The sequence below is a fragment of the Hallella multisaccharivorax DSM 17128 genome, assembly GCF_000218235.1.
GTDB lineage: Bacteria > Bacteroidota > Bacteroidia > Bacteroidales > Bacteroidaceae > Prevotella > Prevotella multisaccharivorax.
In genome coordinates this window covers 2087683-2109906 of the sequence record NZ_GL945017.1, presented here as the reverse complement: position 1 = coordinate 2109906, position 22224 = coordinate 2087683, and the positions used below count along the sequence as shown (strand labels likewise).

At 47.5% G+C, this 22224-nt stretch carries 17 protein-coding genes and 2 pseudogenes; 3 read left to right on the top strand and 16 right to left on the bottom strand.

The features are described 5' to 3' along the window. The first annotated feature begins 98 nt into the window (after positions 1-98). Complete coding sequence (locus tag PREMU_RS14170) at positions 99-1391, top strand: toxin-antitoxin system YwqK family antitoxin (protein WP_007574710.1); 1293 nt, start codon at positions 99-101, stop codon at positions 1389-1391. Positions 1392-1932: 541 nt separating this feature from the next. Here the strand turns inward: PREMU_RS14170 and PREMU_RS15990 are convergent. From PREMU_RS15990 to PREMU_RS09025, 6 genes and pseudogenes are all read right to left on the bottom strand, one after another. Next, positions 1933-2328, bottom strand: a complete 396-nt coding sequence (locus PREMU_RS15990; RefSeq protein WP_007574707.1) for a UpxY family transcription antiterminator — start codon at positions 2326-2328, stop codon at positions 1933-1935. Between the two features lie 548 nt (positions 2329-2876). After that, positions 2877-3074, bottom strand: a pseudogene (locus PREMU_RS14605) (site-specific integrase); the annotation flags it as partial. A gap of 221 nt (positions 3075-3295) precedes the next feature. Continuing rightward, positions 3296-5290: an OPT family oligopeptide transporter gene (locus PREMU_RS09040; protein ID WP_007574704.1), complete on the bottom strand. Its 1995-nt coding sequence runs from the start codon at positions 5288-5290 to the stop codon at positions 3296-3298. Positions 5291-5431: 141 nt separating this feature from the next. Beyond that, positions 5432-6229 carry a DUF5715 family protein gene (locus PREMU_RS09035; protein WP_007574702.1) on the bottom strand — a complete coding sequence of 266 codons (798 nt, stop codon included), beginning with the start codon at positions 6227-6229 and terminating at the stop codon, positions 5432-5434. A 78-nt stretch (positions 6230-6307) separates the two neighbouring features. After that, entirely contained in the window at positions 6308-6964 is a 657-nt protein-coding gene (gene trhA / locus PREMU_RS09030) for a PAQR family membrane homeostasis protein TrhA (protein WP_007574700.1), read from the bottom strand. A gap of 24 nt (positions 6965-6988) precedes the next feature. After that, the gene (locus PREMU_RS09025; protein ID WP_007574698.1) at positions 6989-7441 is read right to left on the bottom strand and encodes a peroxiredoxin; all 453 of its coding nucleotides are present in this window, start codon (positions 7439-7441) and stop codon (positions 6989-6991) included. Positions 7442-8127: 686 nt separating this feature from the next. Between PREMU_RS09025 and ltrA the strand changes: the two are divergent. Beyond that, a pseudogene (gene ltrA, locus PREMU_RS09020) lies at positions 8128-9576 on the top strand (group II intron reverse transcriptase/maturase). Between the two features lie 61 nt (positions 9577-9637). Here the strand turns inward: ltrA and clpB are convergent. The 5 genes from clpB to pckA form a co-directional block, all read right to left on the bottom strand. Beyond that, a complete protein-coding gene (clpB, locus tag PREMU_RS09015; RefSeq protein ID WP_007574694.1) occupies positions 9638-12226 on the bottom strand; it encodes an ATP-dependent chaperone ClpB in 2589 nt (862 codons plus the stop codon). 136 nt (positions 12227-12362) lie between these two features. Further along, complete coding sequence (locus PREMU_RS09010) at positions 12363-13220, bottom strand: DUF5024 domain-containing protein (RefSeq protein WP_007574693.1); 858 nt, start codon at positions 13218-13220, stop codon at positions 12363-12365. Then, a complete protein-coding gene (locus PREMU_RS09005; protein WP_007574690.1) occupies positions 13217-14017 on the bottom strand; it encodes a hypothetical protein in 801 nt (266 codons plus the stop codon). The genes PREMU_RS09010 and PREMU_RS09005 overlap by 4 nt, the downstream gene beginning before the upstream one ends. After that, complete coding sequence (locus PREMU_RS09000; RefSeq protein ID WP_007574688.1) at positions 14014-14517, bottom strand: RNA polymerase sigma factor; 504 nt, start codon at positions 14515-14517, stop codon at positions 14014-14016. Before PREMU_RS09000 ends, PREMU_RS09005 begins: the two co-directional genes overlap by 4 nt. Before the next feature lie 367 nt (positions 14518-14884). Then, on the bottom strand, positions 14885-16501 hold the full coding sequence (pckA, locus tag PREMU_RS08995) for a phosphoenolpyruvate carboxykinase (ATP) (protein WP_007574686.1): 1617 nt from the start codon (positions 16499-16501) through the stop codon (positions 14885-14887). Positions 16502-16757: 256 nt separating this feature from the next. On the opposite strand from pckA, the gene upp reads away from it, so the two are divergent. Further along, a complete protein-coding gene (gene upp, locus PREMU_RS08990) occupies positions 16758-17420 on the top strand; it encodes a uracil phosphoribosyltransferase (protein WP_007574684.1) in 663 nt (220 codons plus the stop codon). A 112-nt stretch (positions 17421-17532) separates the two neighbouring features. Here upp and PREMU_RS08985 read toward each other — a convergent pair whose 3' ends face one another. From PREMU_RS08985 to PREMU_RS08965, 5 genes are read right to left on the bottom strand one after another with little or no spacing between them, the layout of a single operon-like run. After that, on the bottom strand, positions 17533-18612 hold the full coding sequence (locus PREMU_RS08985; protein ID WP_007574682.1) for an AI-2E family transporter: 1080 nt from the start codon (positions 18610-18612) through the stop codon (positions 17533-17535). Between the two features lie 12 nt (positions 18613-18624). After that, positions 18625-20268, bottom strand: coding sequence for a dipeptidase (locus PREMU_RS08980; RefSeq protein ID WP_007574680.1), 1644 nt, complete (start codon positions 20266-20268; stop codon positions 18625-18627). 38 nt (positions 20269-20306) lie between these two features. After that, positions 20307-21167 carry a DUF4296 domain-containing protein gene (locus tag PREMU_RS08975; protein ID WP_007574678.1) on the bottom strand — a complete coding sequence of 287 codons (861 nt, stop codon included), beginning with the start codon at positions 21165-21167 and terminating at the stop codon, positions 20307-20309. A gap of 2 nt (positions 21168-21169) precedes the next feature. Further along, positions 21170-21844: a lipoprotein signal peptidase gene (locus PREMU_RS08970; protein ID WP_007574676.1), complete on the bottom strand. Its 675-nt coding sequence runs from the start codon at positions 21842-21844 to the stop codon at positions 21170-21172. Then, positions 21841-22218 (bottom strand): TraR/DksA family transcriptional regulator, encoded by a 378-nt coding sequence (locus PREMU_RS08965; RefSeq protein ID WP_007574675.1) that lies wholly within the window; start codon positions 22216-22218, stop codon positions 21841-21843. Before PREMU_RS08965 ends, PREMU_RS08970 begins: the two co-directional genes overlap by 4 nt. Positions 22219-22224: the final 6 nt, after the last annotated feature.

Sequence of the window (22224 nt, the reverse complement as noted above, 5' to 3'; positions counted from 1 at the left end):
CGTGGAACGAGTGACAGAAAATAGGCTCCGCGCTTTTTCGTATGTATAACAATACTTATTAACTCGCTGTAGGAGCGCAGCCAAAAATGAAGTTTAAAATGAAAAAGAGTTTAGTAATTTCTATTTGCTTATTCTGTGCAAGTTCTCTATTTGCGCAATCTAAGCAAGATACTCTTTTCTATGACAAGAATTGGAAAGGAGTTGAGTCAAAATCATTTGCTTCTTATTATCGCATCCTTAGCGGGAATGCCGATTCTAACTTTGGCAAGCGATTTAGAGATTATTATGTTACGGGAGAACTGCAATCTGAAGGTGGTTACATTAGCATTGACAAATATGATGACTCAAAATCTGTAATGGATGGAGAATGGACAAATTATTATAAGTCTGGAATAATTGAACAGAAAGGCTATAGACATAACGGAATAGAAGAGGGAGACTATACAGCATATTATGAAAATGGACTCATAAAACTCCATTGTACAATGAAAAATGGAAAACCCAATGGCATTATTACTCAATTTGACGAAAAGGGTGACATGTGTTCACAAACCGAGATGTTAGATGGTAATCCTCGCTATGACTACTATATTCTTTCAAACAAAGATGGCTTTGGTGGAAAATTCCGTATAAGTGACAACACACCTATATGGGAATCTCCATCTCAGTATGAGAAGAAAACTGAATACAAGGATGGAGCAGCATGGCCATACTATATAAAGAATGGACTGATGGTAGCCATGACCAACACTCAAGTAAAAGATTATGGAAAATGGTATCAAATATCTATAGTTGTGTCTAACAACTCTATTGTCCCCATTGATTTTGACCCAGGCAAGATAACTTCAACGCTCAAAAAAGCAAATGGTCAGGAGGTTGCATTAGAGGTATATTCCTCAGATAAATATATGCGAAAAGTAAGAAGAACTCAGAATTGGAATATGGCATTTGCTGGTATTGCTGAAGGACTTGCGGCTGCAGGTGCTGGTTATTCAAGTTCCACAACACAAACAAACACTTCTTATAATGGCTATTCAAATTCATATGGTAACGCTTATGCTTATGGTTCTGGAGGATATGCCTATGGTAGTTACAATGGGAATAGTTCGTATCATGGTAATTCTTCTACCACCTCTCACACTGTAACATATGATGGGGCAGCAGCATATCAAGCACAAGTTATAGCAAGCAATCGTATGGCGAATTATGAAAATGCTCTTTTACAAGAAAGAGAAATAAAACAAGAAGGGTATTTAAAAAGAACAACAATTTATCCAGGACAAGCCATATCTGGATATATCAACATAAAGCGCAGTAAGGGTGATACTATGGATGTTGTGATAGACATCAATGGAGCAAAATATGTATTCCCTTGGAATATTGCAAAATAAACAGGCAACTAATCGACCAAAGCTAAGCCTGACGTGCAGAGGTCATAAACTCAATTATCAGTATGAAAATGAATAAATTTTTCAGAAAGTAGCTTGAGCCAGAGAAGTGGGCTCAAGCTGCTAAAAAATTGTGGTTAGTATCACAATTAGTGACAAGTTTACTATCCTTGAATAGAGATGCGATGCAGTACTATTAGCAACCGAATATTGCGAATGAGATAAATCTCAACTGCAATCTCTTAGGTGCATACGAAGACATAAAGGAAACATATTCGTATAACCGAAAGTAGGCACTTGATTAACCTTCTCGAAAAAGACTGACTGTAGTAGGTACATTTCTGTTCGGAGAAAAAGAGGTTCGATTCCTCTTGTCAGTCCACCCAGAAAAAACTATTTCATCGGTAGTGTAAATCGAACTGTGTCAAGGCTGTAATCTTTATATCTTTAACCTCAGATGGGAGACACGATTTATAATCGTGTTTTCCAGATGAGGAGCCTTCTTCCGAGCCAAAGTTACATAATTTCAAAACGTTCTCCAAATTTAATTGCTAATTGTTGTGAGATGAGCGCCTAAATAGAAACTAAGGGTGGTGTTGGCTACTGAGTTTATCAGAGCAGATAGCTTGGAGAGTAGGGTGTGGACAAAGATCAGGTTGGGAAGCAAAGGTTCCTGTACCCGCTTTAATTTACCATCCACTTCCTTTTTAACGAAGTGAAGCGGGAGATAGACCTCTATCCCTTGACTTGTCAGCCACTCATATGCTTTTTGTTCACGGTGGTAAGAGACACGGAGAACGTACCAATATGCTTTTTCGTTAGGGGCATTCTCTACCGACACCCCAGAAATGTTGTTACTGGAGATCGTGCAAGTATTTATTCGAGCACAGGGAGATAAATTACCGCTCCGTCGGTTGTCCACATTAGGCAACGTGTCCATATTCATTTTTAGTCCGGCTATGAAAAAAGCGTGGAACTCTTGTTACCCGTTCCACGTCTGAAGGCCTTCGCATTGCCCGATGTCGTCTGAACGAGCAACGCAGAAGCCCACGCCGATATGTACTTCCTCACCTTTGGCATACCTTACTTAGAATAAGGCATACCTCCGGCTTGGTGATTACACACCCATGAGCATCTACCGTTGCTTTGCTTTCGACGACATCTTGAAAGTTTGCGAAGTTTTCAGACGTCAAGAACAAAGCGTCAAGTAAACGCCTTAATCATAAAATGATCCCCATTTGCTAAAACGCTCTTACAGAGCATCTTTCCCCGCCCTTCAGTGGACTTCTGCATTGATTGCAGTTATCCTTTTAGGGCTTTGAGCATGGTTCTCGTTTGCAAATTTAAGAAAAAGAATTGATACTGATTAACTTTTGGATAAAAAAGTATTGAAAAATTTAATTTGCCCTTCTATTTAAGTGAAAGATAGTATGTGATTCAAACAGACTGTCGTGACAGGGTTTATTCTACTATCATTGGTATTTTGAATCAATAATAGCCATATATGGGGCTGTTTTGGCTTAAAGACGTGGGAGAGTGACTGGAATTGATTCTTTTAGCACGGAGCGTGTTCTCACTACGTTCGCGTATCTCAGCGGAATTGCCCTTGATGAGATAGAGTTTGAGAAACTCATAATGGCGTGTGCCGTTACGGTAGATGTCAAGATACAGATTTTGATCGCCGTTCTTGAAAGTCTTGGAGCAAACAGTGTAAAGGCAATGCGATTACAGTGTAAAGGCAATGCGATTACAGTGTAAAGGCAATGCGATTACAGTGTAAAGGCAATGTGATTACAGTGTAAAGGCAATGCGATTACAGTGTAGAGGCAATGCGATTACAGTGTAAAGGCAATGCCTCTACGCCGTTAACGGGATAGCAAGAGCCAAGGAGGTCTAATTCAGGCTACCTACTTCACCCTTGTGGCTTTGATAAAATAGCAGATGAGGCAGACATAGGCAAGGAGAGAGGTCATCTCTGAGAGCGGATTGCTCCACCATTGATCGGCCACGGAGAGCTCAATACCGCCGAACTTTAACAGGGCGGAGACTACGCCCATCAGTGCGCCGCCGGCGATGAAGCCACTGGCTATGAGTGTGCCTTTCTCTCCACGAGCCTTGTTGACGGCTGCGTCTTTTGATCTTGTGGTAACAAACCGATTGATGGCTCCACCTACGACCAGTGGGACGTTGAGTTCCAAGGGAATGAACATGCCCAGTGCGAAGGCCAATGCGGGGATATGGCAACGGTCGAGCACGATGGCGATAACAGCACCGATGGTGTAAAGAATCCATGGGGCCTCTACACCGTTCATGAGCGGGTCGATGACGGCGGCCATGGCGTTAGCCTGCGGAGCGGCGAGCTTGCCACTGGCGAAGCCATAGGTCTTGTTCAACACGATCATCACGCCGACGACGGTTGCTGCGCTGATGATGGTGCCGAGAAACTTCCAGGTCTCCTGCTTGGCTGGTGTCGTGCCAAGCCAGTAGCCAATCTTTAGGTCTGTAATGAAACTGCCGGCCATCGACAGGGCTGTGCAGACCACGCCACCCATGATCAGAGCGGCCAGCATGCCGGAGGGACCGCGCAAACCGACAGCCACCATTACCACGGAGGCGAGAATGAGTGTCATGAGCGTCATGCCCGACACAGGATTGCTGCCCACGATGGCAATGGCATTGGCAGCGACGGTGGTGAAAAGAAAGGCAATGACCGTGACAAGCAGGATGCCGACAACCGCAAAGACAAGGTTACCCTGCATAACTCCAAGCCAAAAGAAGATGAAAGTGATGAGCAAGGTGACCATGGATCCGATGGCGATGACTTTGAAGGGAATGTCACGCTGCGTGCGCTTCACCATTGCGGCTCCGGCACTGTTGTCCTTGAGCTCTTTCGAGGCAAGGCTTACAGCCCCACGAATGATGCCCCAGCTCTTGATGATGCCGATGATACCTGCCATGGCGATGCCGCCGATACCAATTGAACGTGCATAGGCTTTGAAGATTTCCTCAGGGGCCATTGTGCCGACAGTGGCAGTGATGGTGGGATCCCACATATTAAGTACTTGATCGTGGAAGATGAAAGACATTCCAGGTACGATGAGCCACCACACGGTCAATGAGCCTAACGTGATGTAAAGAGCATATTTCAGTCCGACAATATAACCCAGACCGAGCACTGCCGCGCCCGTATTGACTTTGAAAACGAGCTTTGCTTTGTCGGCAAGCTCCTGTCCGAGACCGATAACGCGCGACGTGAAGTTCTCATTCCACCATCCGAAAGTTGAGACAATAAAATCGTAGAGGCCGCCTACAATGCCGGCGACGAGCAAGGGCTTGGCCTGATCGCCGCCTTTCTCGCCCGACACGAGCACCTGTGTAGTGGCTGTAGCTTCAGGAAAGGGGTATTTGCCGTGCATGTCACTGACAAAGTATTTGCGAAAAGGGATAAGGAAAAGGATGCCCAACACGCCGCCTAAGGCAGAGGCGAAAAACATCTTGAGGAAAGAAGACGTCATCTCGGGGTACTTAGCCTGCAATATATAGATGGCCGGAAGCGTGAAGATGGCGCCGGCCACTACGGCTCCCGAGCAGGCCCCGATACTTTGTATGATGACGTTCTCGCCCAATGCGTTGTTGCGCTTGGCTGCAGTGCTCACGCCAACGGCGATGATGGCGATAGGGATGGCAGCCTCAAACACCTGGCCTACCTTCAATCCTAAATACGCAGCAGCGGCAGAAAAGAGCATCGCCATGACGATACCCCACGTCACTGACCACGTGTTGACCTCCGGATAGATCTTATCCGGCCGCATAATGGGTGTGTAGTCTTCTCCCGGTTTCAGTTCGCGAAACGCGTTGTCGGGCAGCTGCACGGCCTCTTTTTCTTTTTCCTTTTCTTGCATAATATTGTTTTAAATGATTGGGTTTTCTTCAGTGTACAGAGGTTGACCGTCATTTCATGGTGATGATGTCCGGCCCCCGTGTAGTGCGGTTCCTGCTTTAGAGTTATCGCTTGATGTTCTCATGGTATTTGGGAATCGGTCTTATTTCACGGTTATGTGCCAGCAACCTTGATTTACTTCGTATTTCACAAAACAGCGGTTCTGACGCCGCATATCGCGCATTACCTCGGCGAGGACCCATTTCAGCGTGTCGTTTCTCACCTCACGACGATGCTCGCCAGGAGCCTCCACCGTCTTATAACGGTTGTAGGCCACGTCGAAAGTCGTACCAAAAAGATGGCAGCTGTTAGATTTGGCGTTTGCATTTTTCTTCTGTAGTTTTGCTACGTCCGCCTTAGTTCTCAGTACACTCGTCACGATGATCTTGTGGAGGGGAATGCGTTTCACCTGCAGAGAGTCGAAGAAATTGCGGCCAATGTCCTGCAATAACACCGCGGCACGGGGTACAAGAAAGGGTGAACTGTCATGGAGATGGTCAATATAAAAATAAGGATTAGAGCCGATATAGACCAACGACGACAGTCGTTTGGACGCATCGGCACTGTCGGCGACCGGCTCTACGCCCCACTTTTGGGCAGCTAAAAGCTGCACATCGTTCTGATCGGGAAAGGAGATTTCGAAACCGGGCACACTGTAGATGCGGCTCTTCACCTCCTTGCCGTCCTTAGTCTTAAACACCGTTTTCATATCTTGACCGTATACGGGCAGTGGTGCCGCCGCTTCGTTTTCGCGACTGCTGTTGGGGAATACAGCCTCTGTAGGTGGGTCTTTTCGGGTAGTCTTGTTGGTCGACACCGAGGGAAAGAGTAGTCTCACGATGGCAAGGAATGCCGTGACAGAGAAAAAATAAATAATGAACTTCCTTCGCGTAATCTTCATCTTCGCATGAAATTGTACTGCAAAAGTAATGATTTCTCTTTGCAAACAGTAGTCAAATGCCTGAAAACATCGATAAAATTAGACATATTGCAACAAGATATCCCACACTGCGATAATATGACAGACACTCCCAAGCAAGACGAAGAAATGAAACACGGTGTGCATGTACTTACGTTTGTGCCGCGTGTAAAACAGCGCGCCTGTGATATAAGCCACGCCTTCAGCAATAATCCAGCTGACAGCTCCTGCAGACACACTGTCAATCAAAGGCTTGAACGCTACAAGCACACAAAGACCCATTCCTATATATGCCGCCGTCTCAATGTTACTGTGTCCCTTCAGTCGATGGAAAGAAAGAACCGTACCAACGATGGCACACAGCCAAACAAAACTGAACAATGTCCATCCCCACAGCCCTTGATGGCGGAGAGCAATGAGCGTGATGGGTGAGTAGGAGCCTGCGATGTGCCAGTAAATGGCAGCATGGTCCCACTTGCGCAACCGCTCCTTCCAGACCGAACGTGCAGAGAGTGCATGGTAAACGGTTGATGCCACATAGCTTGACAGCATTCCAAAGAGATAGAGAATGACACCAGCTGTCGCCCAACCATTGTGATAACGGAAGCACCACTCGAGAAAGATCACGCCGAAGACTACCCCAAGGGCTATCCCTCCAGCGTGGCTCCATGAGTTCCACAGTTCTTCCTTATGGGAGAAGAAGATTTTCCTGTTCATGCAAAAGACATTGCAGTAGGGTGGTTAATCACCAAGAATCTGTTGCGAATGCTCCTTTACTTTAATCTGCCCGGGCTGAAAAATATCTGTGATGACACCATCTTCGTCGGTAATAAACGTAGTGCGGAATGTGCCCATCGTCGTTCGGCCATACATCTTCTTCTCCCCATAGACTCCCAGTTCCGTAACCAGTTTCTTGTCCACATCAGCAATGAGCGGGAAGGGAAGACTGTATTTGGCAATAAACTTCTTGTGGCTCTCCGCACTCTGGATGCTTACACCCACTACGGCGTAGCCTTGGGTGAGAAAGCGTTCATAGTTGTCGCGGAAGTTGCATGCCTCATTGGTACATCCCGGCGTCATGTCGCGTGGATAAATGTAGAGCACCAACTTTTTACCTTTATAGTCACTCAGTTTTATTTCCTTTCCGTCTTGATCCAAGCCAAGAATCTCCGGTAGTTTCTGTCCTATTTCCATGATTCTATATGATTATTTCAACAGACAATCATCAATAGACCGTCCTTAGGCTACAAAGGTAGCTCTATTCATTTAAACCACAAAGGAAAGCACCGACTTTCTTCTGCGAAAAGAAATGGAATTACTATCGGTTCTTAGTTCTTGCCTTTAAATGATGACTTCAAAAGCTATTCGCACGGATAGCTTCCGGGCTTCATGCAGGGTATATAAAAGGGGCCGCATTAGAAACATCTTTATGATATTCTAATGCGGCCCCATTGTTAGTATGCTCGGCATGAGTATTGTCTAACGGGTGCAAGTCCCGAGTAAGCCTTAATAGCGGGAATTACATAGCCAAAGGCAAGGGCGTCCATCGTGAGGTGGAATCTGAAAGAAGCCGGCGGCAAACATCTGACCTAACGAACAGAAACTTCATACAAGGCATATGACCGTGGGTAAGGTTGCTAAACAAATCAAAGCCCTATAGCTATTCGGAACGGTTGGTGTAAATGAAGTGGGTATAAGATGGAAAGACAATGCCCTTATCCGAGGAGGTCTCACGGACACTTCAAATAGTTTTTTTTACGAAAGAAGTGGAGTAAAGCTTGCCGTGAGAAGTCAGCAGACGCCATAGTAGTGCAATACTCGATAACGTTGCATGAAGGGCTGAACCTAACAATCAAGCGATAGTAATTGAAACATACCTCATGAAGGAAAGAATGCAGAAAACATTAATCCCAAGTTAATAGGCTGCCCCCAAAGAGATAGGTCGGAAACCGAATGGTATGGGGGAGTGCAGACCTACATGTGGATGTGTGAAGACAACATCGTGGAAGTACCATTCGACAAGGAACACCTTTTCGAGCAAATCCTTAGCCCTTCAAATCTCAACCGAGCCTACAAGGCAGTTATGAGAAACAAAGGCTGTGGTGGTATCGACAAGATGTCGTGTGAGCAGTTGCTCCCATGGCTATTGACCAATAAGGACTTGCTCATCCGTTCCTTGATAGACGGCTCTTACCGTCCAAACCCAGTGAAAAGGGTAGAAATACCCAAAGACAATGGCAAGATGCGCCTGTTGGGAATACCTACAGTAGTAGACCGTTTGGTGCAACAAGCCATAAACCAAGTATTGACCCCCATCTATGAGAACCAATTTTCCAAGACGAGCTACGGCTTCCGTCCGAGAAGAGGATGCCATGACGCAATACGAGGAGCGCAAAGTATAATTAATGAAGGCTACATATATGTAGTAGACCTTGACCTTGAACGCTTCTTCGATACCGTGAGCCATAGCAAACTCATAGAAATTCTCAGCCGTACGATAAAAAGACGGCAGAGTGGTCAGTCTTATACACAAATATCTCCGAAGTGGTGTAATGAACAAAGGCTTGTTTGAAGCGAGCGAAGAGGGAACTCCCCAAGGAGGACCGCTAAGTCCGTTGTTGAGTAACATCATACTCAACGAATTGGACAAAGAACTTGAACGCAGAGGGCTTCCCTTTGTACGCTATGCCGATGACTCGATGATATTCTGTAAGTCCAAAAGGGCTGCAATGCGAGTGAAGGAGTCTATAACCCGATTTATAGAAAATGTTCTATATCTCAGAGTCAACAAGGAAAAGACCGTAGTGTCGTATGTACGTGGAGTGAAATATCTGGGCTACTCCTTTTATGTGATGAAAGGCAAATGCCAACTCACTGTGCACCCAAAATCCAAAGCCAAGATGAAGTCAAGGTTGAAAGAACTGACAAGTCGCAGCAATGGATGGGGATATGCCAAGAGAAAGCAAAAGCTGAAAGAATACATAAGAGGGTGGGTTGGCTATTATCACCTTGCCAATATGAAGCGTCTCTTGCTTGAAACAGACGAATGGTTAAGACGTAGAATACGCATGTGTATATGGAAAGCTTGGAAGAAAGTCAAGACAAAAGTGGCAAACCTCATTAGATGTGGTATTAATAAATACCAAGCATACGAATGGGGTAATACTCGTAAGGGTTATTGGCATATAGCTAATAGTCCTATTTTAGCAACTGCAATAAGTAACAACAATCTACGTGCAGCAGGGTATGCTACTTTAATGGGGACGTATCTCGAATGGCACCCCAAAATAGGAACCGCCGTATGCGGGACCGCATGTACGGTGGTGTGAGAGGTCGGAAAACGAAAGTAGGAAGAAAACTACTTCGTTTTCCTCCTACTCGATTATACAATCAGTTCTTGAATACCAGCCCCTTGTCGTTGGCATCCACAATGATGGGCTTGTCTCGCATCACCTGTTCAGAGAGTATCTTGCGCGAGAGATCGTTGAGCACGTAGTCCTGTATAGCCCGTTTCACTGGACGCGCACCGAACTCAGGATCATAGCCCACGCCGGCAAGCCAGTCAATGGCACTGGTTGTCCACTTCAGCGTGAAGCCCTGTGGTTCCAACATCTTGGCAACACGGTTCATCTGCAGCGTCACGACTTTGCCAATCTGATCCTTTGTCAGTGGCAGGAACATGATGATGTCGTCTATACGGTTGAGGAACTCAGGGCGAATGGTCTTCTTGAGCATATCCATTACATGGCTGCGCGTATCATTGATGACCGACTCACGATTGTAGTCATTGAGATCGGCAAAGCGCGACTGGATGTACTGTGATCCCAGGTTGGAGGTCATGATAATGATGGTATTCTTGAAGTTCACCGTACGGCCCTTATTGTCCGTAAGCCTTCCGTCGTCGAGCACTTGCAACAGGATATTGAACACGTCAGGGTGTGCTTTCTCTATCTCATCGAAAAGCACGACGCTGTATGGCTTACGGCGTACTGCCTCAGTGAGCTGTCCACCCTCGTCGTAACCAACGTACCCCGGAGGCGCGCCAATGAGTCGTGTCACCGAGAACTTCTCTTGGTACTCGCTCATGTCTATACGTGTCATCATGTTCTCATCGTTGAAGAGGTAGTCGGCCAATGCCTTAGCCAATTCTGTCTTACCTGTACCGGTAGTGCCAAGGAAGATGAACGAGGCAATAGGGCGTTTGGGATCCTGCAATCCTGCGCGTGAGCGGCGCACGGCATCAGCCACGGCATTGATGGCTTCATCCTGACCGACGACCCGCTTGTGCAGTTCATCTTCAAGATGAAGGAGCTTCTCGCGCTCACTCTGCATCATTCGGGTCACCGGAATGCCTGTCCAACGGCTCACGACTTCGGCGATGTCATCCGATGTCACTTCCTCACGCACCATTGCATCGCCGCCCTGTGTGGCATGCAGCTGGAGCTGAATGGCGTTGATGTCGTCCTGCAAACCTTTCAGTTTGCCATAGCGGATCTCCGCCACTTTGGCATAGTTGCCCTCGCGCTCAGCCTTCTCTGCTTCAAATCTCAGGTTCTCTATGGTTTGCTTGTCCTGCTGAATCTTGTTCACCAGTCCTTTTTCAGCTTCCCATTTTGCCCTGTAGGAGTGTTCTTTTTCTTTCAGCTCGGCAATGTCCTTGTCAAGTTGTTTGATTTTGTCTTCATCACCCTCACGCTTAATGGCCTCACGCTCAATCTCAAGCTGCTTGAGCTTACGCGTGATCTCATCAAGCTCCTCGGGCTCTGAATCGCGCTCCATACGCAGTTTGGCAGCAGCCTCATCCATCAGGTCAATGGCCTTGTCAGGAAGGAAGCGGTCAGAGATGTATCGCTCTGAGAGCTTCACGGCAGCGATGCATGCATCGTCAGTGATCCGCACCTTATGGTGGTTCTCATATTTCTCTTTCAGTCCACGGAGGATGCTGATAGCGTCGGCCTCATCGGGCTCATCCACCATAACCGTCTGAAAACGGCGTTCGAGAGCCTTATCTTTCTCAAAATACTTCTGGTATTCGTTGAGTGTGGTGGCACCGATAGCCCTGAGCTCACCACGGGCCAAAGCTGGTTTGAGAATGTTGGCCGCATCCATGGCTCCCTCACCGCCACCGGCACCGACGAGTGTATGAATCTCATCGATAAAGAGAATGATGTTGCCTTCGGCATGAGTCACTTCCTTGATGACGCTCTTCAGACGCTCCTCAAACTCACCTTTGTACTTGGCTCCGGCCACGAGTGCACCCATGTCGAGTGAAAAGAGTTGCTTGTTCTTCAGGTTCTCCGGTACGTCGCCACGGACAATGCGCTCTGCCAATCCCTCCACAATAGCGGTTTTACCCGTGCCTGGCTCACCAATTAGGATAGGGTTGTTCTTCGTCCGACGCGAGAGAATCTGCAGTACGCGGCGTATCTCCTCATCGCGGCCGATAACAGGATCAAGCTTGCCTTTGCGGGCTTCGTCCACGAGATTGCGGGCGTATTTGGACAGAGCCTGATAGTTGTCGTCGGCACTCTGACTTTGGACACTCTGTCCCTGACGGAGCTCCTGAATGGCCTTCACCATCTCCTGCTCAGTGCAACCTGCGTCTTTCAAGATGCGGCTCACGGTGCTATCCACCTGTAACAGTGCCAGCAACATGGGCTCTATTGAGACGAACTCGTCATCCATCTCTTGGGAGTCAGCCACAGCTTTCTCTAAAACCTTGTTGGAGTCGTTGGAGAAGTAGGGTTGTCCACCCTCCACACGAGGCAGATGCTTAAGCTCCTGCTGCACAAGGCTTTCTATCTGCATGGCATTGACACCGAGCTTCTGAAACACGAAGTTGGTCACATCGCGTCCTTTCTGCAAGATACCTTGTAAAAGGTGAACCGGCTCAATAGCCTGCTGGTGAGCCATCTGGGCTGTATTGACAGCCTCCTGGATAGCTTCCTGTGCTTTGATTGTAAATTTGTCGAATGTCATATCTTGTCTCCTTCTTTTATTCTTTTAATGGTTATACCCTCTCTTTATCAAAGGGTGTACCTAATCAAGATAAAGTGACAATGTGGCGATGATTGTTGCCAGAATGACATTTTAATATCATATAGACTTTCGTCTCTTACTTATTACTCAGAATAAGCGTTCTTTTTCCTTCATTGTTCACGACGATGTTGCCTGCTGTGTCCATGACATAGTTGCCATGCAAGCCATTGAAAACGAGATTGCCCGCTCCGTCAACGACAATGCTCTCACCATTTGTATACTGCCTGAAGAGGGCGTCTTGTCCATCGCTGGATACCGTCTTGGTAGTCTCTTTCTGCGCTTTCAGGTTGTCCCACTCCCGGCGAACGTCATTTGAGAGCTCCGTGTATCCTCTGTCTTTCAGTGCTTGAATGAGCCGATCCATGGTCTCATCCATTTTTTTAGAATTGAACGGTTTTATGTCCATCCATCTAAAGGTGTTTGGTATAGACTGCCAAGCTTTTGGTAAATCGCGCATCAAGCTTTTCGTTCTGGGTCTGTCACCATACACTTTAGTCATCCGTCCGGTAATGATTCTCCCTTTTGCCGTTGAGCTCCATTCCAGGGCATAGGCATACCTCTTTAAAGAATCGTCGGGGTCTGCGAAGCATTGCAGGACATAGTTTGGATAGTCCTTCCCGATGATTAAAGAGCCAAGGCGGTAGGTACTTCCTGTGGTATTACCTCTGTAGACATTGTATGCCTTGTTCTCGTCCTTGCCAAAGGCTCCCAATAATGACTGCAGCAGTGTGGAGCTGCGCTTCACGGTGAACTGGTAAGTCTCTATTGACGATTTGGGTTGAAGCGTCTTGGGGTCTTTTTCGGTTTGTACTGTCGATACTACATTCTCCATTCGGCTGACGATTGCTTTTTGCTGTTCAATATGTTCCTGTGCCTGAGTAATTTGTGACAGCGGGATAAGCAGTCCCAGCACAATGATTTTTAATGTCTTCATACTTCAATGGTATTAGTGGGTGAAACTTGTTCTTGACTTTCCTGCTCTTCTATCAGCATTTTTGCCATAACCAGACTCGATCGTGACTGCAAGATGAGTGCTTGGACTTGAGCGACATTTGCATTCGTGATCAACGCTATGGCTTGAAGTTGGAGGGATAATGATTCTTGTATAAGTTGTTGATTCTCAATATTTTTAGTTGTATTTACTGCTTCATGTTCCTGCTTTGTACGGGGCTCCTGATCGGTAGGATTGTCCGTTTTTTGTATGATGCGGGAAGTGCTTTTCGCAGTGGCATTGGGTGATCTCTCTGAATCCTTTTCCCTTAACGCCGTAATGGCATTGCCTTTACGGTGTAATGGCACTGCCTTTACGGCGTAATGGCACTGCGATTGCGGTGTAGACGCAGTCGGTGTCTGCGCTATTTCCGAATGGTGGCCTGTCTCCTGTTGAGGAATAGGCCATAGTTTCCATAAAAGACCTCCGGCGATGCAAGCTGCAGCCATCCATGGAAAGAGACGGCGCATCAGTCTGGGTGCCGGTCGGTTTTGCCGTTGGCGCTGTGGGGCAATGGCGCAGTTTGAATCTTGTGTCGTAAGATACCTTTCATCCATTCCCTGCTCAAGCCATGCAAACATCTCATGGTAGTCGGCCCATTCTTCCGGCAGGTCTGCATCACGGAAATACTCAGAGAGTATCTGCTCTTCTTCCAGCGTCGTCTCTCCTGCCATGTATTTGTCGAGCAGACATTGAATATGCCTCTTTGAACAAGGCTCTTTTTTCATGTTTCGCTTCATCTTCTCATCCTCTTTTGAATTTCTCTCAACAGCCGATGCCGCGCCCGCGAAAGCAGTGAGCTCACGGATGACTCTTCCAGCCCCAACAGCGAAGCAATCTCGCTTAAGGACAACTCTTCGTATTGTCGAAGGTGCAAGATCGTGTATTCAGTCGTCGGGAGTCCTTTCAGCTTGCGTTGCAGCCATTCGGCATCATCCTGCTCCTCCAATATGCGCTCTGGACAGAGACTGCTGTCTGGACTTTCCATGACAGTCTCTTCCAAAGCCGAGATACGCCTTTGCCGGCGCACCCCGTCGATAGTTATATTGCGGGCTATCACCGTAGCCAGCGCTTCGGCTTTCTTTTGGTTGTCGATAGATGAACAGAGTTGCCATAGTCTGACCATCGTGTCCTGCGCAATATCCTCAGCCTCCTCAGCCAGAGCACCGTAGCGTAGGCTTGCAGCTTGTGCTTTTTGACGGAGTTGTTGTGCGCAAGATATGAATTGAGATTTGTCCATCTATTCTTATTTACATCTTCAATAACGTATAAGGAGGTTTAATCTTGATGATGAATAACATCTATTAACGCAGATGTATCATGGTAACCTTAAGTGTGTCAACTCAAAGAGGCTGAATCCCTGACTTGCGGAATTCAGTCTCTTAAGGGGCTGCATGATGATTCTTCCTCTCCGTATATCGCCGTATAATTGGTATAGCGGAAGACTGGCAACCCAATTTTGTTTGATGTGTTTTGGATTTCTTTGATCCAATTTGATATGGTTGGAACAAATTAGAAAAGGGCGCGCCATTAGAAAGCAATGACGCACCCTTTTGATAAGTATTAAGCTGCCTCGTCTTAATGATGAGGCAGACGAGAAGTCAAATTTAGAGCTGGGGACCAGCAGCGACGAGAGCCTTACCAGCTTCGTTGCCTTCGTACTTCTTGAAGTTCTTGATGAAGCGGGCTGCAAGATCCTTAGCCTTAGCATCCCATTCAGAAGCGTTCTTGTAGGTGTCGCGCGGATCCAGAATGTCCTTGTTCACACCCTCAAGCGCTGTAGGCACAACGAAGTTGAAGTAAGGAATGGTCTTCGTAGGAGCCTTGTCGATCTCGTGATCGAGGATACGGTCGATGATACCACGTGTGTCGCGAATAGAGATACGCTTGCCGGTACCGTTCCAACCTGTGTTGACGAGGTAAGCCTTAGCACCGCTCTTCTGCATGTGGCGGACGAGCTCCTCAGCATACTTTGTAGGATGCAGCTCGAGGAATGCCTGGCCGAAGCAAGCAGAGAATGTCGGAGTAGGCTCTGTGATGCCGCGCTCTGTGCCAGCCAGCTTGGCTGTGAAGCCAGAGAGGAAGTAATACTTAGTCTGCTCAGCGTTCAGGACAGAAACAGGAGGCAGCACACCGAAGGCATCAGCGCTCAGGAAAATAACCTGCTTTGCAGCGGGTCCCTGGCTCTCAGGCCGCTGGATGTTCTTGATGTGATAGATAGGATAAGACACACGGGTATTCTCTGTAACGCTCTTATCAGCGAAGTCTACATTGCCATTCTTGTCAACGGTAACGTTCTCAAGCAGAGCGTCACGTGTGATAGCGCCATAGATGTCAGGCTCAGCGTCCTTGTCGAGGTTGATGACCTTGGCGTAGCAGCCACCCTCGAGGTTGAACACGCCCTTGTCATCCCATCCGTGCTCGTCATCACCGATGAGCTTACGCTTAGGATCAGTAGACAGCGTGGTCTTGCCTGTACCGGACAGACCGAAGAAGATAGCAGTATTCTCACCGTTCATGTCCGTGTTGGCAGAGCAGTGCATAGAAGCGATGCCACGAAGCGGGAGGAAGTAGTTCTGCATAGAGAACATACCCTTCTTCATCTCACCGCCGTACCACGTGTTGATGATAACCTGCTCCTTAGAAGTAACGTTGAAGACGACGGCTGTCTCAGAGTGCAGGCCGAGCTCTTTCCAGTTCTCCACCTTTGCCTTGGATGCGTTGTAAACGATGAAGTCAGGCTCCTGCTCGAAGTCAGCCTCGGTCTTCGGACGGATGAACATGTTCGTCACGAAGTGGGCCTGCCAGGCAACTTCCATGATGAAGCGGACCTTCATACGTGTGTCACGGTGTGTGCCGCAATAACCATCAACAACATACAGCTTCTTGTTGGACAGCTCACTTTGAGCGATCTTCTTCACGGCCTTCCAGGCCTCCTTGGTGGCGCGGTGGTTATCGTTGTGGTACTCCTCGGAGTCCCACCATACGGTATCGTGAGAAGTCTCATCGTCAACGATAAACTTATCCTTAGGAGAACGGCCAGTGTAGATGCCGGTCATGCAGTTCACTGCACCCAGCTTTGTCTCTACACACTTGTCGTAGCCTGTAAGACTCTCTTTGGTTTCCTCGTTGAACAGCACCTCATAAGAGGGATTGTACAGAACCTCAGCAGTACCTGTCTGGATTCCGTAACTTGCCAATACTGATTTGTCAAACTTTGCCATTGGTATAAAATGTATTAGTTAGAATATAAGTGTACTTCTTGTTTACGAGGGCAAAGGTAGCAAAAGTTAGATGCACAGCAAAAGGAGTTGTGCTTTTTTTATTGCGTCCTAAAACTTTTTTAGGTTAAAGAAATAAAAATGCCTTTTCATCTTCACTTTTTGCTAAATCAAGTTGGCAATGCCGCAGAGAAACTTTGTAGTTTTTCTTAGACCATCAGTTTTTTTGGGTAACTTTGCATGATGAAACAATAATATCATGATAGAAGTAATAAACATTTCAAAAGAAAACAGCATCATCGGGGAGTATATAGCCGAGATGCGCGACAAGGACTATCAGAAGAACCGTTTGCTTTTTCGCAACAACATTCGCCGTGTGGGTTGGTATGAAGCCTTTGAGGTCTCGAAACGGTTGAATTATGAGACTCGCGACGTGGTTACTCCATTGGGCATCGCGCGGGTCAATGTACCGTCAGACAAGGTGGTGCTTGCCACGATTTTCCGTGCGGGTCTGCCTTTTCATGAGGGTTTTCTTGACGTGTTCGATCAGGCCGGGAATGCGTTTGTGTCAGCTTACCGTGAATATAAAGATGAGGAGCATCACAAAGTAGGCATCCATGTGGAGTATTTGGCTACGCCCTCCATTGATGAGAAGACGCTCATCATCGCAGACCCCATGCTGGCTACAGGCGGCAGTATGGAGTTAGGTTATAAGGCATTTCTGACGAAAGGCACCCCAAGGCGTATTCACGTTTGCTGCGTTATCGCTACCGTAGAGGGTATTGACCATATCAAGAAAGCTTTTCCCGAGGATAGGACGACCATATGGTGCGCGGCTATAGACCCGGGAATGAATGAGCACAAATACATCATCCCAGGCTTCGGTGATGCTGGAGACTTATGTTATGGCGATAAACTGTAGGAAATATTGCCATTGTCTTTACGCCGTAGTGGCAAAGTCCTTACGGTGTAGAGACAATGCCTTTACGCGGTGTAGACGGATTGTAATTTTTTAAAAGGCTATTCAGACAGCATTATGACTGGATAGTCTCCTCCTTGGTAACATACCGCTTCCAGTAGGCGATGATCAGAGTTGTCAGCGGTAAGGCGATGATCAAACCAATGAAACCAAGCAGTGCTCCCCAGACAGAGAGTGAGAGAAGAAGAATGGCGGGATTGAGCCCCATTGCCTTGCCCATGATTTTTGGAGTGACAATCATATCCGTGATTATCTGAACCACGATGAATAATCCTACGGCCATACCAAAGATAATCCAGAAATTCTGACCGGTATCGGCTGCTTTTAGCATGGCGAGAAAAGCCGTGGGAATGAGTGCGAAAGTATGCATATAGGGTATCAGGTCGAGCAGCCCGATAAGAATGCCCAAGCTGATGGCCATGGGAAAGTCCATGATAGTGAAGCCGATACAAAACATCACGCCCATGCAGAATGCCACGGATCCTTGCCCGCGAATATAGTTGTTTAGTTCCCGTTCAACGTCTTTTGCCAGTACATGCCAAAAGGGTCGGTTTTTCTTGGGGAAGATACGAATCCAGTTGTTTGAAAGAAGCTCATAGTCTTGCAGGATAAAAAAGGTGTAGAGCAAGGTAATGAGTGAAGCCACGATGCTGATCACGACATTAGCAGTTTGCCCGAGTACATTGAATAGCTTAGGCATAGCGGTCTTAAGTGCGTCGGCAAAGTCGCGGCTTTTGAAAAAATGTTCTATCTGATGCTGGTTCTCTATAATCTTTTCAGACAGCCAAGCTGACACATTGTTGGCGTGTGTGCTCTCGCGTAGCCAATTGACAAGAATGTCGTAAAGTTTCTGAAACTGCTCGATCATTGGTGGGATAATAAGCCATACCAACCCACCAATGATGGCAGTGACAAAAATGAATGTCAAGATAATTGAGAGGGCCCGCACGCGGATGTGGAGCTTGTTCTCAATGAATTTAACGATAGGATAGAGTAAATAGGCAAAGACCCATGCCACGAAGAAGGGTATGAGGACTTCACTGAGGTATTTGACAAGTAGAATCACGACCAACACCAAGAGGATGATGCCGGTCCAGCGGATGAATTTATCAAAGGTGATCTCTTTCTGCTCCATCATATCATCAGTTTATTGCTGTGGTACTTCAAATTTGTCGCCAGTCTCACGCACGAGTTGCTCTTTGTAAGCCTCTGAATACCCTGGACGTTTCACGGTAGCGCCTAAACCTTCTGGCGTGCGGGTAAACTTGCCGTTTGCCTCAGGTTTCACTGTCATATCGTTGAATTTCACGATCAGATAGTATGCGAGTTGTTGCCAGCGTGCCAGCATTTGCTGTGCCTTCTCGTTGCTGTAATCATTGAGGTATCGGATGGCAGCTGCTTTGTCGGTGCTGTAAAGGGCTGCAGCCTTGCTTTCTACACCTTTTTGATTGGCAAAATAGCTGTTTTCCAAACTGTCTCGAACCGCCTTCAGGCTGGGGAACATCATTGAGTAGCGGGGATAAACCATATTGCTCACCCAGTTACATACCCAATAGGCATTTTTCATGGAGAAGGTTACGGCGTCGGCTCCGGGGGTGTTGTAGCACTCTGGCTGCGTTGTGTTGCCACAGTAGACGGGAGTATAGGCGACCATATTGCCGTCGTCGTTGCCGAACCACAACACACCGCCAATCTCGCGGGGTAGCCATGAGCGCATCTGCGATACATAGGAGAGACCGGTTTGCTGAGTTGAGGTAGGGCGCTCATTGAAGTATTTCTTACCGTTTACCGTATAGAAAAGTGGGGTGGGGCGATAGGGCATTTGCCAAATACCGCCGCCGGTGTCCTTACCGTCGGCAACTGACATCACCGTACCTTCAAAATGGTCGCGCATGTCAGATTCAAGATCCTGCACACTGAGTTTCTTGTCTGGGATGATCCATAGAGGCATATCTTCGGCATTCTTGTCCTTGCCGAGAGCCCAGGGTAACCAGCGGCTCATATTCTTATGGTGGTTGAAGAAGCTCCAAACACGGGCATCGCAGATGCGCCGACCTGAGAAATCGGGGAAGGCATAAGTATTCTTCCAAGAGAAGTCTTTGTCGGCTCCCTTATACCAACCTTTCTGACGGGCAAAGCTAATGACATTTTTACTGTGCAGCACCTCCGTATGATATTGCGTGAAGACACCGATACGACTCTGGTTGGCATGCCCGCTGATAGCATTGTCGGGGATGCGCACGGCAACCCAAACCACTTTTTGCCTCTTATCGCCTCCACAGCCCATCAATTCCATTATCCATGCCTCGTTGGGATCACAGATGGTAAAGGTCTCGCCCTCTGAGTTGTAGCCGTACTTCTCAGCCAGAGAAGTCATCACTTTGACGGCTTCCCTTGCCGTCTTCGACCGCTGCAGGGCAATATAGATGAGTGATCCGTAATCGATAATGCCTGTTGTATCAACCATCTCCTCTCGGCCACCATAGGTGGTTTCACCGATGGTGACCTGAAACTCATTGATATTTCCGATGACGTTGTAGGTAGTGGGAGCTTCAGGTATCTGGCCATGGTATTTTTTTGTATCCCAATCGAAGATCTTCCGCATCTCACCTTTTGGATGGGTGCCGGCGGCATAGTGGGCAAGTCCAATAAACATGCCATAGTCGTCGGCGTTATAGGTACACATGACGGAGCCATCGTTAGAAGCTTCTTTACCGACGATAAAGTTGGTGCATGCCGTTGCAGCAGCGGCAATTACCAAAAAGCAAGCTGTGAGCAATTGTTTTCTCATAGTGTATATCTTGTTGGTCTAATGTGAAATAGCTATAGTTAGCGCATCACTTGTGGTTTCATTCTCTCCGAATCGGGCACATTGGCATTAACCGGAATTCTGCCGTCAACAGGGGCGAGTGGGGCTCGTCCACTGGCAGCTGTGGAAGGATGCACCCTGATGAGCCGAATGTTGTGGATGCTCATCAGTTGTAGTGTCGTGGTAGATGCATTGGCATCACTGCTCTTGGACAACATGAAGAGACCTCGAATCTTCTTGATTCCAAGACTGTCATTGTCAGAGATCTGCAGGGAGGACGGCATGGAAGAGGAAATGTGCGCTACTGTTGACGCCACACTGTCATTACCCAATTCCACAGCAAGCACGACGATGCCATCACGCATGCCATCCTGAAAAATGAAATCGGATTGGAAGTTCAGCATCAAGCGGTCTCCTTTATGGAAAGTGGAGTCAGTGGACAGGCTGAACGAATAAAGGTTGTACGGTTCGTTGGGCATGAGAATCAGCGACCGCTCTCCATTCCATACATCGGCAGAGTCGCCGGTGGCGGTGACTCCGCCTACAGAGCTGGCTCCCAGGCGACTGGCCTCGTTCTGCATGCGGTCAGCGATATGCTGATAGATTGTGTGCAGCTCGTCAGTACGACGCATATAGTAAACCATCGACGAGTCGAAGTCGTCTTGCGAGACACCGTATTTCTTCAATACAGCTGCCCTGTATTCATACGCATTTTTCTCATAGCCACCCTCTGCCTGCTGCGCCATGGCATCGGCGAGATGGTAGTCATAGAGTATGTCTTCCATCTTACCGGCTGGGATAACGTGGCTGTCTTGATTGCAGCTCATCATGAGTGTACTGGCGATTACTGCGGCTATGAAGAAGAGCAATGTCTTTCGCATGGTTATACAGTCTTTGTGGGCTTGTCGGCCTTTTCGTCTTTTCTTGTGTACTTTCCACGCGCCTTGTCAATGGTGGCTCCAATTAAGGCGAGGTCTTTTGAGCAAAACAACAGCAGGCAGATGACCCCCGTTGTAATGGAGGCATCTGCAAAATTGAATACGGGTGAGAAGAAGGTGAAGCTCTCTCCACCCACCAGCGGCATCCACGATGGCCATGTGGAGTGGATGATGGGGAAATAAAACATATCCACCACTTTTCCCATCAGTACACCTGCATAACCGCTGCCAAACGGCACGGCGTAGGAAACGCTGTAGGGAGTGGAGGCCGTGAAGCAGAGTCCGTAAAACAATGAGTCGAGAATGTTTCCCGCCGCGCCTGCCAATACCATGGAAAGAAAGACGATGTACATTGTGCGACCTTTCTGACGGACCACCTGCCAGATGAACCAGCCGATAGCGCTTACGGCTACAAGGCGAAGCAAACTGAGGAATAGCTTATTGACAAACGTCATGCCCCAGGCCATCCCATTATTCTCAATAAACGTGATATAAAACCAATCAGTAATTCTGATTGATTCACCGATGGTCATTGTCGTCTTGACATGTATCTTTATCAATTGATCAATGATGAGGATTGCGATGATAATGATCCACGCCAGAAGTCCTTTTCTTTTCACTTCTTTCTTGCATTTTTGGTCGCTACACTGAGCGTAGCGTGTGGCACCAGACGTAACCGCTCCTTGGGAATCAGCTCTCCCGTGACTCGGTCAATACCGTAAGTTTTGTTTTTAATCCTGATGAGCGCGGCCTCCAGCGACTGGATGAACTTGTATTCGCGCTGTGCTTTCTGTATCAGGTTCTCGCGTTCAATCACCTCGGTTCCCTCCTCAAGGATATGATAGGTTGGTGCGGTGTCGGCGTCGGTGTTGTTGCCTTTGTTTCTCAAAGCTTCCATAGCATCGCTATAGCTCTGCCTGGCCACTTTGAGCTTCTGATTGATAATTTCTCTGAACTCTTCAAGCTCTTCGTCTGAATAACGTTTTACCTGCATGATTTC